This is a genomic window from Floridaenema fluviatile BLCC-F154 (assembly GCF_041929135.1).
Classification (GTDB): Bacteria; Cyanobacteriota; Cyanobacteriia; order Cyanobacteriales; family Aerosakkonemataceae; genus Floridanema; species Floridanema fluviatile.
Genome location: NZ_JBHFNS010000055.1, coordinates 48,520 through 64,229, shown reverse-complemented (window position 1 = coordinate 64,229; position 15,710 = coordinate 48,520). Strand labels below are relative to the sequence as shown.

Sequence of the window (15,710 nt, the reverse complement as noted above, 5' to 3'; positions counted from 1 at the left end):
AGAAGGCAGAAGGCAGAGGGTAGAAGGGAGAAGGAAAAAAGTCGATCGAACTTTTTTCACACCTGTTCAACTCACATAGTGATTTCTGCCGTGCTGCACTAACTGATTTCAAATTTCACTTCAGATTGTTTGCAAGTAAAGATTATTTAACTTAAGGAATAAACCAATGGCAATTGCAGTAGGAATGATTGAAACACTGGGTTTTCCCGCCGTTGTGGAAGCAGCAGACGCAATGGTTAAAGCCGCCCGTGTGACTTTAGTAGGTTATGAAAAGATCGGTAGTGGTCGGGTAACAGTAATCGTCCGAGGTGACGTTTCGGAAGTCCAAGCTTCCGTTGCGGCGGGTGTAGATTCCGTCAAGCGGGTAAATGGCGGTCAAGTTTTATCGACTCACATCATTGCTCGTCCCCATGAAAACTTAGAATATGTATTACCGATTCGTTACACCGAAGCAGTAGAACAGTTCCGGGAAAGCGTGAGCGGCATTCGCCCATATAACAGACCATAGAAAATGCAAATAGCCAAAGTTCGTGGCACAGTTGTCAGTACCCAAAAAGACCCTTCTCTGCGGGGAGCCAAGTTACTCTTATTGCAGTTTGTAGATGAGGAAGGAAAGCTACTTCCGGGCTACGAGGTAGGAGCAGATATTGTGGGGGCTGGGCTGGATGAGTGGGTACTTGTGAGCCGAGGTAGTGCTGCCCGCATCGCTTCGGGTAATGAGGCTCGCCCAATAGATGCTTTGGTAGTGGCGATTATTGACACTGTAAGTATGGACAATCGCCTGGTTTACAGCAAAAAAGACCAAGACCGTTAGTTCGGTGATTGGTTAACTATCTTTCATTAAACATTTGTCATTGGTTAGTGGTTAGGGGTTAGTGAGAAAAATAACTAACAACTAACGACTAACGGATGATGTTCGTTCTTCAGTTCAGAGGTATTCCCATTATGGTAGTCCGCAGCGTTGCTGCCCCACCAACTCCTTGGTCGCGAAGCTTGGCTGAGCCAAAAATACATGAAACGGCTTATGTACATTCATTTTCTAACATTATTGGAGATGTACATATTGGTGCCAATGTTTTAATTGCTCCCCACACTTCGATCCGGGCAGATGAAGGTACTCCTTTTTACATTGGAGATAGTACCAATATTCAGGATGGGGTGGTAATTCATGGTTTAGAGCAAGGTCGAGTAGTTGGAGATGACCAAAAAAGCTACTCGGTATGGATTGGGAAGAACTGTTCCATTGCTCACATGGCTTTGATTCACGGCCCGGCTTATGTGGGAGATGATTGTTTTATTGGCTTTCGCTCCACGGTGTTTAACGCTAGGGTGGGGCATGGCTGCATTGTGATGATGCACGCTTTGATTCAGGATGTGGAAGTTCCACCAGGGAAATATATTCCTTCGGGGGCGGTGATTACTAATCAACAACAGGCCGATCGCTTACCCGACGTGCAAGCATCAGACATGGAATTTGCTCATCATGTGGTCGGAATCAACGAAGCTTTGCGGACGGCATATCGCTGTGCGGCAGATATAGCTTGTATGGCTAATCTGCGGAACGAACAAGTTGACTCACAAGCAAGTAATGGATCTAGTAACGGCAACGGTCAGGTGAATAGTATGCGTTTAAGTTCAGATGTCCACGAACAAGTGCGCCAAATGCTAGCTCAAGGCTATCGCATTGGTACGGAACACGCAGATGAACGGCGTTTCCGTACCAGTTCTTGGACTAGCGGTGCTTCGATTCCAGCGAATCGGGAATCGGAAGTAATTTCGGCTTTAGAATCAACTTTAGATGAGTATGCTGGGGAATATGTTCGCTTAATTGGGATTGACCCGAAGGCGAAGCGACGGGTAGTAGAAACAATTATTCAACGTCCTAATGGCAAAGCGCCCCAAGTAAGTAAGTCTACTTCGTTTAGATCTTCAACTGCGTCCAGCAGTAGCTATGGAACGGCTTCTAGTTCTCAGTTGGGGACTGAAGTGGTCGATCGCGTCCGTAATCTGTTAGCTCAAGGATACCGGATTGGTACGGAACACGCAGATGAACGACGCTTCCGTACTAGTTCTTGGCATAGTTGCTCTCCGATCGACAGTAACAGAGAAGCGGAAGTAGTCTCAGCATTAGAAGGCTGTATCGAGAGTCACGCGGGAGAATACGTGCGCTTAATCGGTATCGATCCAAAAGCGAAGCGGCGCGTATTGGAAATGATTATTCAACGTCCCAATGGCAAGGCACCTGCTCAAACATCAAAAGCTGTAGCGAGTAGAAGCAACTACTCGAACGGCACAACTGCTACAGCTAGCACGGTGACAAGTTCTCACTTAGATCGGGATGTGGTGGAACAAGTGAGAAATCTGCTGGCACAAGGAAATCGGATCGGGATGGAATATGCCGATCAGCGACGTTTCCGCACTACTTCTTGGCAAAGTTGTGCTCCCATTCAATCAGGTAGCGAACGGGAAGTACTCGCAGCAATAGAAGCTTGCCTCAGCGAACATCAAGGCGAATACGTGCGGTTGATTGGCATTGATTCTAAGGCGAAGCGGCGCGTGTTGGAACAAATTATCCAAAAGCCGTAATTTGGGGACTGGGGACTGGGGACTGGGGACTGGGGACTAGGAGATAATTAATTCTCCCCTGCACCTCTGCCCCCTTGCACCTCTGCTCCTCTGCCTTATATAAGCTGAAGAGGTTTAATTTCTAATGTATTCGCCGCCACTGCAACCGCTCTGTAATCCGCAATCTTACGTTAGTGGCGATGTAACGATCGACGAGAGTGCAGTTATCGGACCTGGGGTTTTACTAGCAGCAGAACCAAATAGCCGGATTGTGATTGCTGCTGGTGTTTGTATCGGGATGGGGACGATTATTCACGCTCGAGAGGGCAGTTTAGAAGTTGAGTCGGGAGCCGTTTTAGGTGCGGGTGTGTTGGTCGTTGGTGCGGGTAAGATTGGGGCAAATGCTTGTGTGGGCTCAGGTACGACTGTTTTGTATAGTTCGATCGAGCCTAAGCAGGCGATCTCTCCTAATTCTTTAATTGGGGATAAAAGTCGCCCAATTCTGGATGTGACTGCTTCGGTAGCAGTGGCTTCAAAAGAAGTTACGCCAGAGGTTAAAATCCCGCCTCAACCTGAACCATCTGTTACGCCTAAGCCTACTCCAGAAAATCACGACTTAAGTGTAGAAAGTGAACCGCTAGAACCGGAAAAAACTGACGATCGATCTCAGGTTTCTGAAACTACTAGCGAACCGCAACCGCAACCAACTCAGCTGGAAGTGGAAGTCCCAACTAATGCCTCAGTGCAAGTTTACGGACAACTTCATCTGAATCGGCTACTGTTGACACTTTTTCCCCATAATCAATCATTGAAGCCACCAAATCAGGACGGGAAGGCTGAATAGTTGTTAGTTTTTAGGTGTTGGTCTTTGAATTTCTCACGATTAACGGCTGGCGACTAGCAACTAGAGGGAGGTAAAAATGCGATTTCAGGGAGCGAACGGACCAGAGGATTTCCGAGATATGGCTTTAGGGCTGGTATCAACGGGCAGTTTTCCTGCTATTGTGGGCTGCGCGGATATGATGCTGAAGTCTGCCGGGGTAGCTTTAGTAGGTTACGAGAAGATTGGTAGTGGTCATTGTACTGCGATCGTCCGAGGTAGGATTTCTGATGTCCGTTTGGCTGTGGAGGCTGGGGCTGAGACTGCCGAAAAGTTTGGTCAGTTTCTCTCTAAATTGGTAATTCCTAGACCTTTACCTAATTTAGAGGTGGTGCTGCCGATCGGTCATCGTTTATCCCAGCTTTCGGAAGCTAACGGTTACAGCCGTTTGAGTAATCAGGCGATCGGTTTACTGGAAACTAGAGGTTTTCCGGCGATGGTAGGTGCTTGTGATGCCATGCTCAAAGCTGCTGATGTTCAATTGGCATCTTATGAGAAAATAGGTGCAGGGTTGTGTACGGCAATCATCCGGGGTACAGTGGCTAACGTAGCTATGGCTGTGGAAGCTGGAATGTACGAGGCGGAACGGATCGGCGAATTAAATGCTGTGATGGTGATTCCGCGACCTTTGGATGATTTGGAACAAACTTTGCCTGTAGCAAGCTGCTGGATCGAACAACCTCAACCTGTAATGTTACCTGTAGCCGTTAAAGAGACAGAGAAAGAGTTGCTGCAATTACCTGATTTAGCTAAATTACCTATTCCCGTCCAGGAAGAAATCGAATGAGGCAAGAAATAAAAGCGATGCACATCTGAAGCATGATTCTTGTGGGAAAACTTATCCGTGTTTGGTGTAAGCCAAGCACTTGGGATTATAAGTTCAGGCAGCCCGCAGAGTTTCATGTCCATGTTGTGCAACGCCTTGTGGAAGATGTCTTACGCTCTTGCCGGTGAATTCATCATAACTGGAACTTTACATAATGAAAAGTCATTGTCACTGATAATTATGATAGACTATAATCTATAGTTTGCCTTTTTTTAGGAGAGTGGTCATTGAAGCATACCACACTTCATCAGCTGAAAGTATTTGAAGCGGCGGCTCGTCATGGCAGTTTTACTCGCGCCGCTGAAGAGTTGTTTTTAACTCAACCTACTGTTTCTATGCAGGTAAAACAGCTGTCTAAGTCGGTTGGTTTACCGCTGTTTGAGCAGGTGGGTAAACGTTTGTATTTGACGGAGGCGGGAAGAGAGTTACTGGCGACTTGTCGGGAAATTTTCGATCGCATTGCCCAATTTGAAATGACGGTGGCAGACTTGAAGGGGGTAAAACAAGGTCTGTTACGGTTAGCGGTGGTGACAACTGCTAAGTATGTTGTACCTCGTTTGTTGGGCCCTTTTTGCCAGCGTTATCCGGGGATTGAGGTGTCGCTGCAAGTGACTAATCATGAAATTCTCATGGAAAGGTTTTCTCAGAATCAAGATGATTTGTATATTCTGAGCCAAGTACCGGATAATTTGGATATGAAGGTGCAACCGTTTTTGGAAAATCCTTTGGTGGTTTTGGCACCGAGAAATCATCATTTAGCTAATGAGAAGAATATTAGCTTGGAAGCGATCGCTAATGAACCTTTTATTATGCGAGAACCTGGTTCTGGTACGCGCCAAGCTGTGCAAAAAATGTTTGAAAAGGAAGGTTTGGGTTTAAAAGTTAAGTTAGAACTGGGAAGTAATGAGGCGATTAAACAAGCTATAGCAGGCGGTTTGGGTATATCTGTTTTATCAAGTCATACTTTAGCTTTAGAGGGGGGAACTAGTCAATTAACTATTTTGGATGTCCAGAATTTTCCGATTGAAAGACATTGGTATGTGGTGTATCCATCGGGGAAACAATTGTCAGTTGTGGCGCGAACATTTTTTGAGTATTTAGTTAGTGAAGGTAAGCAAGTTTTGGATGAAACTTCGGTGTTAAAGGTGACAGTTTAGAGGGTTTTGGAGAAAGTGAAAGGCAGAAAGTAATCAAAGCCATAAGTTTAGCAATTTAAGGATTGTTAGCTAATGAATGCTGTAATTTTGAATATTCCGCCAGTGGCGCAGCTAACTGATGAACAATTTTTGGAAATTTGTCGGGCGAATCGAGATTTTAGGTTGGATCGCAGTTAAAAACCCGCCGGGGAATCAATTCCCAGGCTAATAGCTAAAGTCTGGATAAATCCGACTAGCAAAAGAATTGTAGATTGGGTTAAGTAATAGGAAAATTTTTACGTAAAAGATGGTTTAGGTTTTTTGAAGTACCAGTAGAGATTAGCAACAGTTAAATCTGTTACTTCCTGCCAATTTGAAGGAGCTAAACCTTGATAATTAGAGTTTTTAGCTTGTTGGCTAATGTAAGATTCATGCTCTTTTCTTGATTCTGGTTGAATTACGAAGCGAAGTTGATCGCGTAGAGATAGGAAATGAGATTTTTCCCGTAATTCATTGTAGAGTAATAGTTCGGGAGGTTCTGCTAAAGCTGTTATTTCTTGTTTTTGGTTGTTAGCAGTTAGTAATTTTTCAGAGCAAGCGTTTTCTAATTCTTTTAAATCTTCAGGAGACAAGCTTCGCATCAAATCAACTTGCTCTTGCCAAAGTTTTAAAGCTGCTAAATCATGATTATGAATTCGGGCGATTTCTGGAAATATAAAATCTAACTCTTCTTGAGATTCGCAAAGGTTAATTAAATGGACAAGTTCTTCACGAATTTGGCGTTGGAGGCTAGAAAGGCGATCGCTTACTATATCAGACTCACCTTGCAGTTGATATATCGTTGTAATGGTTTGGTAAATTGCCCAAGAACATTCCAGCCTGCGTAGTCTTCCAACGGCACTATTATGTTGGTAAATTTTAGGATTTTTATAATCTGCTAGAGCGTCAACCAGCTTTCCCTGTATACCAACAAAAGAAGCAGTTTTAGTATGTGTATGAGTTAAATTCACTGTATCTCGAAGCCAATTAACTGCTTCAACAAATTTCCCGTAAGCCTGAGCTAGAATCGTTCGGTGATGTCTATATTCAACGTCATCAGCAACTTTATCAATCTGTCTCATTACTTCTTCACCTTGATCTTCTAAAGCTTTTGCCAAACTAATAAAGCCACCATGAACTACCAGCTTTAGTTCCTTTACTTCTTGCCTCAATTTTATTGTCTGGTAAAGGTTAACTGCTGATATGGTTGCACCTGCGCCAGTTCCAAGTCCAATCAAGCCTGTAGTGGATTGTAGAACGGCGAGGTTATCATTAATACCTGTTAAGTTATCCTCAACAGCCATTTTCCACTGACTGTCTAGGTAGCCTCCATACATCTGTCCGGCGACGTTGAGTATGGGACATAAGAACACGGATGCCGGGGTAAAGCTGGCTATAGTATTAGCCGCACTAATCATAAATAATATTTGGTCAGGGGAAATATTCATGTTTGTTTCTTTGGATACTAGCGAACTATACTATATTTTAGGATTCCCCATCAGTGACGAAAAACTATACAAGGTGAGGCGAAAAATGAATGAATATTTAAAAGCTTTTCAAAAAATTAATCAATCTTCGACGCAACTACTAACGAATGATTCTAAATCCTTAGAAATTAAACAAGCTGCAACAGAGCTTAATCAATCATTGCAACCGTTCTTTAAAGAACTTCAAGAATCAGCTACTCGACTTAAATCATATATTCAGAAAAGTTTTGAAGAGTTAGATTATGCTGATGCAGTTTGGGATAGTAAGCCGAGAATTGCCGCAGCACCAACAGCAGAAATATGGGAACATATTGGAGAATTAAGTGGACGACATTTCAGAATTCAGCAGTTAAGCCAACAATGCAAAGAAGAAGCGATCGAAAAAGCGAAGGAACACTGGGAGAACAAAGTTGAAATACTGAAGAAAAAATGGTTTATTGATAAGAATGGCAATTTGAAAGAAAAAATTGGTTGGGGTGATAAAGATGGTTTTACTAAAGATATTCGCTTGGAAGTGGATGCTCATTTTCCACTTCCTGAACTTAGTACAATAACTGCCAAGAGTTTAATCTTCATTCATCAAGAAATTAACCTGATAAGATTAGAATTGATTTGGGAATGTATAAAGCTTTTAGATTGGAAATCACAGACAACCTTAAGTAAAAAGCTTGAACTCATACTAAGTGAAATTGAAGCAAGGTTGGGAAAGGTTCAAAATAATACAAATGAAATTATTCCAGCATTTAGGGATAATGTTAAAGTTAATTTAGTAAATTGGGAGAAATGGGGAGATATTCCTTGGCATGAAGTAGTAATTTTTCGGAACAAAGTTGGGTCAAAAATTAAAAATGATATTAGTTCATACTTTGATCGGCAAGTGAAGTTCGCTACACAGGCTATTGATGAGGCGATCGCATTTTACAGCGACTTTCTAGCCAAACAAGAACGATATCAGCAAGAAACACCAAAACAAAGAGAAGCTGAAAAAATTTGGATTAAGCAACAAAGAGAAGAACTTCAGAAAGTTAAACAGGGACTTGAAGAGATTTTAAACCCGTTTAGTAATTAGTAAGCAGTGAAACAAGTTTTTGTGAGGTTTAAAAAGAGTTTGTTAATTCCTGAATCAACTCTGTAGGGGTGATAATTTGGGGAGAGGTGACTGGGAAATCTGCTCGATCGCGTGTTACAATTGCATCAAATTCATTCACCCTAGCAACACTGTATTGAATTGCATCTTCAAAATCTCTAAAATTGGCAGTTAGAGCCATTGAAATTACATCTCGATCGACAGTAGCAACTTGACAAAAAGTAAGAGTTCTCCTGATAAAATCAAGAGTTTGCTCTCGACCTTTTGGTTTACGAATAATGTAGTAAAGGTCGCTCACTGTTGATGCAGAAATGAAACCTTCAACTCGTTTTTGGTAAACAAATGATAAAACTTGCGTGCTTTCGGTGTAAAATGGCTGTCGCTCCAAAGCCACATCTACTATGATATTTGTGTCTATCAGAATTTTCATAGATTATGTTTCTCTTTTAAATATTCCCATTTTGCTTGCTCTGGGTCAAAATCAGGAGGTGTAGGATCGGTATTTTCCAGCCATTCTTTTAAGATAGGGATTGAACATTCAACTTGTCTTTTAGGTTTTACAGCTGGCGGTTCAATTGTTACACCTGTGTCCCCCTTTTCAACGGTCTGCAAAACAATGATTTCTACTTCACCAGGAGCCATTTTAATCGGTTCGTTGACAATTAAATTACCAGATTCGTCGATCGCTCCCTTAAGTTTGTAAGCTTGCATAGTATTCTCCGATCGCTCTATCAATAGATTAGCCTAAAATAATAGTTGTGAGTAAGTTGATTTATCAAATATTTCGATCGCCTAATTTCGAGCCATCATTTTCCTCAGTTTCTCGTTCTAAAGCAGCAATAATTGTTCCTTGTAAATAATGCTGTTTTTGATTTTTTACGTAGGCGATCGCTTCATTTAATTGCTTGCGTCCCAAAGAAAATATCCCATAGCCACGTTGCCAAGCAAATTTCGCTTCCGAACTGATTAAAAGCTGATTCATTTGATGGGAACTGCTACCTTTGATTTGTTGAACAAAATCTGCGATCGCCAAATTAGGAGGAATAGAAACTACTAAATGAATATGGTCTTCTGTGCCACCGATAGCATGAACAATACAACGAAGTGAATCAGCTTTACCAATGATATAATTATAAAGGTCAGGCTCTCTTTTTGAAGTGATTAGCGGTGACGTTCTTTTGTTGCCCAAACAAGGTGATAATAAAGCCGCCAAAGAGCCATAAAAATCTCTTTTTTCTATTTACAATGGCATGATTTTATAGCCTTTTGGTAATGTTGGGCAAGCTATTGTTAAATATTTGTTCGTAGACAAGGATAACTGCTGATCCATCCGACTCGCCTGCGAATCAATTCGCAGGCGAGATGGATTTGCATACCGGGGATGGATTCGCATACAAGCATCACTGCTTACCCATCCGACTCGCCGGGAAATCAATTTCCCGGCTAATAGCCTAACTCCGTTAAAACGGACTAAATTTTTCTCAATTCTTCAGTCCGTTTCAACGGACTTTCGCTATTAGCCTGCGAATTGATTCGCAGGCGGGATGGATTCGCAGATCAGGGATGGATTCGCACACAGGGATTCATCCACAGCCACACCATAATAGAAATAGCTATTACCTATTGCAATCAAAACAGTTAGTATGCCAACTTATAAAGGAATCTCCAGTGAAGCATTTCGTCATCCGCTCGATCGCGAAGCGGAAGAAACTCTCCGCAATTTACCTGGCTTCGATCTTGTCGCCAGCAAATTTGTGGAATTCCTCTACGAACGTCCCCAATTTGTTTATCATCTGGGTAACAGCATTCAAGTTGGGCCAAGACAATATTCTACCATTTATCAAATGTTTCGTGAATGTGTCAAGGATTTAGATATTTACCCGGAACCAGCTATATTTATTAGTCAATATCCTTTAGCTAATGCTTATGCTTTAGGGCAAGAACATCCTTCAATTGTGTTAAATTCGGCACTCTTAGATTTAATGAGTGAAGCTGAAATTAAGTCAGTAATTGCCCATGAGTTAGGACATATTAAATGTGGTCACACTATCTTAACCCAAATGGCACTTTGGGCGATTAGTACGGCTTCATTTATTGGGGAAATGACTTTTGGTTTGGGTAATTTGATTAGTGGAGGTTTGATTTTTGCTTTTTATGAGTGGAAAAGACGATCGGAATTATCAGCCGATCGCGCAGCTTTGTTATTAAGTGACGAACTTAATCCAGTTTTAATGTCAATGATGAAGTTAGCTGGTGGTAGTCTCAAATATGGCAATGAATGCAGTTTACCGGAATTTATTCAACAATCGCAAAGATACCAGAATTTAGATGAAGATGGGTTGAATCAAGTCTATAAATTCTTGCTTTATAATAACCTAGCTCAAGGTGTTTTCCTCAGCCATCCTTTTCTAGTCGAACGCATTAGCCACTTACAACAATGGTCTGGTTCTGAGGAGTATCGCCAAATTCGTAACGGTAATTATCAAAAATCTGCCTCTGAAGGTGCAGTTGATGTGAAAGCAGAAACACCGCCAAGTCAAGAGGAGATTTTACGCCGTCAAATAGAGGAGTTGCAGAAAGAGATCGATCGCATTAAAAAGAAACCTCAGTAATTAGTAACCAATAATGGGTAGTTGGTAGTTGGTAGTTGGAAAACACCAACTACCAATTACCTAAAATCAATGACAAATGACTTATGACTTATGACTAATAACTGTAAAATTTGTGAAGTAACTGTTTATCATAACCAAGCGTTGGTTACTAGACGGGGTAAAATTAATTTAAAGGGGGGACAGCAAGAGGTGGCGATCGCTAATTTACCCCTAACTGTTCATAGTGATTCTGTCACTGCAAGATGTTTAGATAACTCAAAAGTACAACTCTTAGCACTGCGTACAGAACGCATCTTTGCTAATGAACCTTTACAACATAAAACCAATCAAATTTTAGGAAAAATTCGGCAACTAGAAGAACAAAAACGCCATTTAGAAAACCAAATAAATTCGCTGCAATTACAACAAGTTTTTATTCAAAATCTTAGTGAAAAATCTGTAGATAAATTTGCCAATAATTTATCTTCCTACTCCTTGAAAATTTCCAAAGTTCAAGAATTACTTAGCTTTCTTGGAGAATCTTACCAAAATTACGCCCAAAGCATTACTGAAACTGAAAAACAACTCACAGAAATAGACAAACGTTTAGAAGCTTTTCGTTATCAATTCAAACAATTACAGCAACCAATTTATAAACAGATTCAAAGCAGCGTTAAAATTTTAATTATCTTAGAAACAGCTTTACCAACAGACTGTGAATTAGAAATTACTTACCTCGTCAGTCAGGTTAGTTGGACACCATTTTATGACTTAAGAAATACTAGCACAGGTAAACAAATCGATCTTTCTTGTTTAGCAGAAATTCGGCAAAGAACCGGAGAAGATTGGACAGATATTAACCTCACACTTTCCACAGCTAAACCAACTTTAGCTACTCAAGCACCAAAAATAGAACCTTGGTATATTACTGGTAGCAAGATTCCCACTTTTTCGCAGACAAGTAACCAAATTTATGATGATTTTGCCGAGTTAGAAGCTTTATTAGCAGAAGAGAATGATACTGACAAAAAACAAGAATTGTTGCGCGTACAAAAGCTAGTTGAGCAAACCACTAAATTTGCAGGTGTAGTCACATTTAAACTTGAGAAAAATTATACTGTTCTCTCTGATGGTACACCTCACAAAGTTGCTGTTTTTCATAAAGATTTGCCTTGTCGCACTGAATATGTTGCCATACCCAAACAAGTTAGTTTCGCTTACTTAGAAGCCACAGTTACTAACAACACTAATGGATTAACTTTGTTACCAGGAAAAGCCAATATCTTTTTTGATAGGGCTTTAATTGGAACTACTGAATTAGAAAATATTGCGCCTGGACAAGAGTTTAAACTAAGCTTTGGTATCGATCAAAGTTTAAAAATTGAGCAGGATTTGGTAGAACGGGAGATTGAAATTATTGGTAACTATCGCCGGACTACATTCGGGTATAAATTGACAGTGCTTAATTTAAAAGCAGAAAAGATTAAGCTCAGGTTGATTGTCCAATTACCTGTTAGTCGCGATGAAAAAGTAAAAGTTAAGTTGATTAATACAAATCCAGAAATTCATCTAGGAGAAATAGGACAATTAGAATGGTTACTCAATTTAAGAGCAAAGGGAAAACGGCAATTTAAGCGGGAGGTTTATTATCAGTTTAGTATTGAGCATTCTACTGAAATTACAGTAGAAAGTTTAGATATTTAGTCATGGTAATTGATAGTTTTTCTAAGAAGAGAGTACTACAAAGGTAAATACTCTACTCGATCGGCTAAATCTTCAGGATTGCTAGCTTTAGCAATTATTTCTAAGTCACGGATACAATCACCAATAGAGATAGATAACAAAGGGGAATAAATAACACCTGAAAAGTTAATTCCTTCAACTTGACGACGATTTGCTTCAATTAAAAAATCTTGATCTTGTGAAAACATGACACGCTGAAGTTCTGTTGCTCTGTCCAGCAAAATTGGGTCTGGTGTACCAGCACGTCCATCTTCTTGAACTGTCAGGACATCTACACCTCGCAAACGCAATCCTATTGTAATTGCTCGACGAATGTGTTCATCCATGTAAAGGGCTATGCTCACTTAATTATCCCCTGTGCGCGGAGTTTTTTCGCTAAAGGAGATTCTCCTGCTTGCTTGCGTAAATTTGCTGCATATTCTTCTCGCTGTTGTATATCTGCATCGAGTTTTTCTTTATGATCCCAGTAATAAGCTAGTGCTGAATAAATTTGGCTCATGGTTAAATAGGGATGTTGAAAATGGAGTTCTTCGGGACTCCACCCGTAAGCAATTTGTCCTGTTACTAATTCGATAACTTTCATTGTAGTTCCAGCGACGATCGGGACATTGCGATCGTTTAGTTCTACATATTTATATTCTGTGGTTGTTTGGGTCATCTAAACTTGCCTATATTTATCTATGTTTTATCCTAGAATATTAGTAGTCATTAAAAAAATACAAATATCCTAAAAAGCCTAGACTTAAAAATAGTTTAAAAAATCACCAGAAAATAAAAATACTATAGACGCTAATATACAAATTAAAATGGCAATAGCTTTAGCTTTTATTTGTGATTGGTCAACAATTTCTTTAGAGCCATCCATTTTTTTGAATCCTTCTTTTTTGTGAAATAGAATATGTAATACTTTACACTAAGTATTCAAATTTTATAGTGTACTAGAATACCGATTCAGTAATCCAGAACTTTACGATAAGCAGTCATTCTAACGCTCTCGACCAAAGCAAAATGAGGCTCTTGATTATTACTGAATCGGTATTCTAGATAACACATCCTAAAAAGTTATAATTTGTAACTAACAATTCGGCTGATTATTTGCTATTGCTGTTACCATTAGCGTTACTTGCCACAACTTTTTCGGCAACTTTGTCTGGTACTTCTTGCAAATGGTCGTATTTCCAATCAAAGAAACCTACGCCCATTGTCAAACTGCGTAACTCAATAATAAAGTCACGCATTTCTGCTTGTGGCAAATAAGCGGAAATTTTATCCCAACTCTTCCAACCATCTTTCGCTTCATAACCTAACACTTGTCCCCGTCTTCCGGTGAGCAATTGCATCGCTTTGGAAGTAAAATCTTGAGGAGTAGAAATTTCGATCGCCGCAATAGGTTCTAACAAAATTGGTTGACATTGAGGTAGTCCTTCTTGCATTGCTAAACGTGCAGCTTGCTTAAAGGCTTGTTCCGAACTATCTACCGTATGATAAGAACCATTAATTAGCGTTACGGCTACATCAACAACTGGGAAACCTAATGGCCCCTGTGCCAAATATTCGCGCACACCTGTTTCTACACCTGGAATATATTGCCGGGGAACTACTCCACCGACAATTTTTTCATCAAAGTTGAAACCTTCGCCACGACTTAAAGGTTTAATATCCAAGTAAACATCGCCAAATTGTCCATGTCCGCCGCTTTGGTGTTTGTAGCGTCCATGTACGGAAGAGGCAGGTTTGCGAATGGTTTCTTTGTAAGGAACTTGCGGTAAATGTGTCACCATTGGCAAATTATACTTGCGACGCAAACGATCTAAAGCTATTTGCAGGTGAATATCTCCCTGTCCCCAAAGGATGACTTCGCGGGTGTCGCCATGTTGTTCCCAAGCTAAAGAGGGATCTTCTTCAATTAACTTGGCAAAAGCAGTGCTAATTTTCACTTCATCGTTGCGTTTTTCCGCACCTACAGCCAAAGCATAAACCGGAGTCAATTGTTCCGCTTTGGGTAATTCTGACTCCGGTTGTCCGCTGTTAGTTGAGAGGGTATCGCCCGTTTTTATGCCCTCTAACCTACCAATAGCCACAATTTCCCCAGCTTTTGCTTCTTGGACTCCCGTTTGTTGTTGACCTGTCAGACGATATAAACCACCAGCACGCACGCCGTTGAGAGTTGCGCCATCAGTGAGAACGCCTTGCCAAACTCTAACTAAGGAAAGTTTGCCACCTTGGGGAGTGAAGTAAGTTTTCAATACTTGGGCTAGGGGTGCTTCACCTTTGAGGGAAATTCCGCGCCGTTCTTTAATTGTGTCTGGTTCGGGGGCTTCGCGCAATAAAGCTTCTAGTAAGGGTCGCACGCCAAAGTCTTGTTCGGCAACTCCTAAGAATACTGGCAAAATTAAGTCTGCGCCTAGTTCCATTTTCAGGTCCGCGACTATTTCTTCTTGAGGCGGTTCAATTTCTTCTAAGAGTTCTTCGAGTAGGTGATCGTCGAAGTTAGCTAACTCTTCTAACATTTCTTCCCTGGCGGCGTGCTCTTGTTCTTTGAGTTCTGCGGGGAAGGGTACGGGGTCAGCTGCGGCACCGGAATGATAGTGATAAGCTTGTTCTGTTACTAGGTCTATGAAACCGATCAGGTCTTCTCCTTGACCGATCGGATATTGATGCGGTACTAAAGGACGGCTAGAAACGGCTTTTAGGGCGTGCAGTACGTCCATGAAGTTGTTGTTCGCCCGATCCATTTTGTTGATGAAAACTAAGTGGGGAATTTCCCAATCATCGAGGAATTTGAATAGGGGGGCGAGGGTGAGGACGCGATCGCACACTGGTTCACAAACTACCACCGCTGCGTCTACACCAATCAACGCATTATAAGTTTCTTGGGCAAATTCTACCGAACCCGGACAATCTAAAAAGGTAAAATTGATGTCTTCGTATTGGGTGTTTGCTACTGATACTTCCACGCTCATTTGTCGATCGCGTGCCTCAGCAGCACTATCTCCCACTGTGTTTTTATCTTTGATACTGCCTTTGCGCGAAATCGCACCTGTCACAAATAATAAACTTTCTAGCAAGCTAGTTTTACCACTTAAATAAGGGCCAACGATCGCCACATTCCGGCAGTTAGAAACCACTTTTTCGCTCATAAAATCCTCCTTTACGACCGCCTTTTTACTCGCTCCCGCTAGCAGTCGCGTCTAGTAATGTTTGCAATTGTTGTGTCGAGTTTTAGGTTTTAGTTTTAACTAAAATCCAAAGAAAATCTAAAATTTTTTTGCTGCGTTGTCCTTAAATAAATCACCTATTTGTGAAGTTACCTCCTCTTTCATCTGAGGTTAACCCCTATTTAACACTCTGTCACA

16 protein-coding genes and 1 pseudogene are annotated in these 15,710 nt (G+C 41.1%); 9 read left to right on the top strand and 8 right to left on the bottom strand.

Annotated features, from left to right (window positions below; genetic code table 11):
* Positions 1 to 166 precede the first annotated feature (166 nt).
* From ACE1B6_RS13215 to ACE1B6_RS13190, 6 genes are all read left to right on the top strand, one after another.
* On the top strand, positions 167 to 508 hold the full coding sequence (locus tag ACE1B6_RS13215; RefSeq protein ID WP_413257702.1) for a carbon dioxide-concentrating mechanism protein CcmK: 342 nt from the start codon (positions 167 to 169) through the stop codon (positions 506 to 508).
* Between the two features lie 3 nt (positions 509 to 511).
* On the top strand, positions 512 to 814 hold the full coding sequence (locus ACE1B6_RS13210; protein ID WP_413257701.1) for a EutN/CcmL family microcompartment protein: 303 nt from the start codon (positions 512 to 514) through the stop codon (positions 812 to 814).
* 131 nt (positions 815 to 945) lie between these two features.
* Positions 946 to 2,586, top strand: coding sequence for a ribulose bisphosphate carboxylase small subunit (locus ACE1B6_RS13205; RefSeq protein WP_413257738.1), 1,641 nt, complete (start codon positions 946 to 948; stop codon positions 2,584 to 2,586).
* Between the two features lie 124 nt (positions 2,587 to 2,710).
* A complete protein-coding gene (locus ACE1B6_RS13200; protein ID WP_413257700.1) occupies positions 2,711 to 3,409 on the top strand; it encodes a carbon dioxide concentrating mechanism protein in 699 nt (232 codons plus the stop codon).
* 76 nt (positions 3,410 to 3,485) lie between these two features.
* Positions 3,486 to 4,232 carry a carbon dioxide-concentrating mechanism protein CcmK gene (locus ACE1B6_RS13195; protein ID WP_413257699.1) on the top strand — a complete coding sequence of 249 codons (747 nt, stop codon included), beginning with the start codon at positions 3,486 to 3,488 and terminating at the stop codon, positions 4,230 to 4,232.
* Positions 4,233 to 4,498: 266 nt separating this feature from the next.
* Positions 4,499 to 5,428: a LysR family transcriptional regulator gene (locus tag ACE1B6_RS13190; RefSeq protein WP_413257698.1), complete on the top strand. Its 930-nt coding sequence runs from the start codon at positions 4,499 to 4,501 to the stop codon at positions 5,426 to 5,428.
* 275 nt (positions 5,429 to 5,703) lie between these two features.
* On the opposite strand, the gene ACE1B6_RS13185 is transcribed toward ACE1B6_RS13190, so the two are convergent.
* Positions 5,704 to 6,894 (bottom strand): hypothetical protein, encoded by a 1,191-nt coding sequence (locus ACE1B6_RS13185; protein ID WP_413257697.1) that lies wholly within the window; start codon positions 6,892 to 6,894, stop codon positions 5,704 to 5,706.
* Here ACE1B6_RS13185 and ACE1B6_RS13180 point away from each other — a divergent pair.
* Entirely contained in the window at positions 6,893 to 8,002 is a 1,110-nt protein-coding gene (locus tag ACE1B6_RS13180) for a hypothetical protein (protein ID WP_413257696.1), read from the top strand. The genes ACE1B6_RS13185 and ACE1B6_RS13180 overlap by 2 nt on opposite strands.
* 28 nt (positions 8,003 to 8,030) lie before the next feature.
* Here ACE1B6_RS13180 and ACE1B6_RS13175 read toward each other — a convergent pair whose 3' ends face one another.
* From ACE1B6_RS13175 to tnpA, 3 genes and pseudogenes are all read right to left on the bottom strand, one after another.
* Entirely contained in the window at positions 8,031 to 8,450 is a 420-nt protein-coding gene (locus ACE1B6_RS13175) for a type II toxin-antitoxin system VapC family toxin (protein ID WP_413257695.1), read from the bottom strand.
* Positions 8,447 to 8,731 (bottom strand): hypothetical protein, encoded by a 285-nt coding sequence (locus ACE1B6_RS13170; RefSeq protein WP_413257694.1) that lies wholly within the window; start codon positions 8,729 to 8,731, stop codon positions 8,447 to 8,449. The genes ACE1B6_RS13175 and ACE1B6_RS13170 overlap by 4 nt, the downstream gene beginning before the upstream one ends.
* Positions 8,732 to 8,795: 64 nt before the next feature.
* Positions 8,796 to 9,241 (bottom strand): annotated as a pseudogene (gene tnpA / locus ACE1B6_RS13165) (IS200/IS605 family transposase).
* Positions 9,242 to 9,663: 422 nt separating this feature from the next.
* On the opposite strand from tnpA, the gene ACE1B6_RS13160 reads away from it, so the two are divergent.
* On the top strand, positions 9,664 to 10,632 hold the full coding sequence (locus tag ACE1B6_RS13160; protein WP_413257693.1) for a M48 family metallopeptidase: 969 nt from the start codon (positions 9,664 to 9,666) through the stop codon (positions 10,630 to 10,632).
* A gap of 90 nt (positions 10,633 to 10,722) precedes the next feature.
* On the top strand, positions 10,723 to 12,315 hold the full coding sequence (locus tag ACE1B6_RS13155; RefSeq protein WP_413257692.1) for a mucoidy inhibitor MuiA family protein: 1,593 nt from the start codon (positions 10,723 to 10,725) through the stop codon (positions 12,313 to 12,315).
* Between the two features lie 35 nt (positions 12,316 to 12,350).
* Here ACE1B6_RS13155 and ACE1B6_RS13150 read toward each other — a convergent pair whose 3' ends face one another.
* The 4 genes from ACE1B6_RS13150 to ACE1B6_RS13135 form a co-directional block, all read right to left on the bottom strand.
* Complete coding sequence (locus ACE1B6_RS13150) at positions 12,351 to 12,698, bottom strand: DUF5615 family PIN-like protein (RefSeq protein WP_413257691.1); 348 nt, start codon at positions 12,696 to 12,698, stop codon at positions 12,351 to 12,353.
* The gene (locus ACE1B6_RS13145; protein WP_413257690.1) at positions 12,695 to 13,012 is read right to left on the bottom strand and encodes a DUF433 domain-containing protein; all 318 of its coding nucleotides are present in this window, start codon (positions 13,010 to 13,012) and stop codon (positions 12,695 to 12,697) included. Before ACE1B6_RS13145 ends, ACE1B6_RS13150 begins: the two co-directional genes overlap by 4 nt.
* Positions 13,013 to 13,096: 84 nt before the next feature.
* A complete protein-coding gene (locus tag ACE1B6_RS13140) occupies positions 13,097 to 13,219 on the bottom strand; it encodes a hypothetical protein (protein WP_413257689.1) in 123 nt (40 codons plus the stop codon).
* A gap of 226 nt (positions 13,220 to 13,445) precedes the next feature.
* Positions 13,446 to 15,494: an elongation factor G gene (locus tag ACE1B6_RS13135; protein WP_413257688.1), complete on the bottom strand. Its 2,049-nt coding sequence runs from the start codon at positions 15,492 to 15,494 to the stop codon at positions 13,446 to 13,448.
* Positions 15,495 to 15,710: the final 216 nt, after the last annotated feature.

Bases quoted from the DNA above. Each gene is read 5' to 3' on its own strand.
- ACE1B6_RS13215 (WP_413257702.1), top strand. From the start codon at position 167: ATGGCAATTGCAGTAGGAATGATTGAAACACTGGGTTTTCCCGCCGTT.
- ACE1B6_RS13210 (WP_413257701.1), top strand. From the start codon at position 512: ATGCAAATAGCCAAAGTTCGTGGCACAGTTGTCAGTACCCAAAAAGAC.
- ACE1B6_RS13205 (WP_413257738.1), top strand. From the start codon at position 946: ATGGTAGTCCGCAGCGTTGCTGCCCCACCAACTCCTTGGTCGCGAAGC.
- ACE1B6_RS13200 (WP_413257700.1), top strand. From the start codon at position 2,711: ATGTATTCGCCGCCACTGCAACCGCTCTGTAATCCGCAATCTTACGTT.
- ACE1B6_RS13195 (WP_413257699.1), top strand. From the start codon at position 3,486: ATGCGATTTCAGGGAGCGAACGGACCAGAGGATTTCCGAGATATGGCT.
- ACE1B6_RS13180 (WP_413257696.1), top strand. From the start codon at position 6,893: ATGTTTGTTTCTTTGGATACTAGCGAACTATACTATATTTTAGGATTC.
- ACE1B6_RS13185 (WP_413257697.1), bottom strand. From the start codon at position 6,894: ATGAATATTTCCCCTGACCAAATATTATTTATGATTAGTGCGGCTAAT.
- ACE1B6_RS13175 (WP_413257695.1), bottom strand. From the start codon at position 8,450: ATGAAAATTCTGATAGACACAAATATCATAGTAGATGTGGCTTTGGAG.
- ACE1B6_RS13170 (WP_413257694.1), bottom strand. From the start codon at position 8,731: ATGCAAGCTTACAAACTTAAGGGAGCGATCGACGAATCTGGTAATTTA.
- ACE1B6_RS13160 (WP_413257693.1), top strand. From the start codon at position 9,664: ATGCCAACTTATAAAGGAATCTCCAGTGAAGCATTTCGTCATCCGCTC.
- ACE1B6_RS13155 (WP_413257692.1), top strand. From the start codon at position 10,723: ATGACTAATAACTGTAAAATTTGTGAAGTAACTGTTTATCATAACCAA.
- ACE1B6_RS13145 (WP_413257690.1), bottom strand. From the start codon at position 13,012: ATGACCCAAACAACCACAGAATATAAATATGTAGAACTAAACGATCGC.
- ACE1B6_RS13140 (WP_413257689.1), bottom strand. From the start codon at position 13,219: ATGGATGGCTCTAAAGAAATTGTTGACCAATCACAAATAAAAGCTAAA.
- ACE1B6_RS13135 (WP_413257688.1), bottom strand. From the start codon at position 15,494: ATGAGCGAAAAAGTGGTTTCTAACTGCCGGAATGTGGCGATCGTTGGC.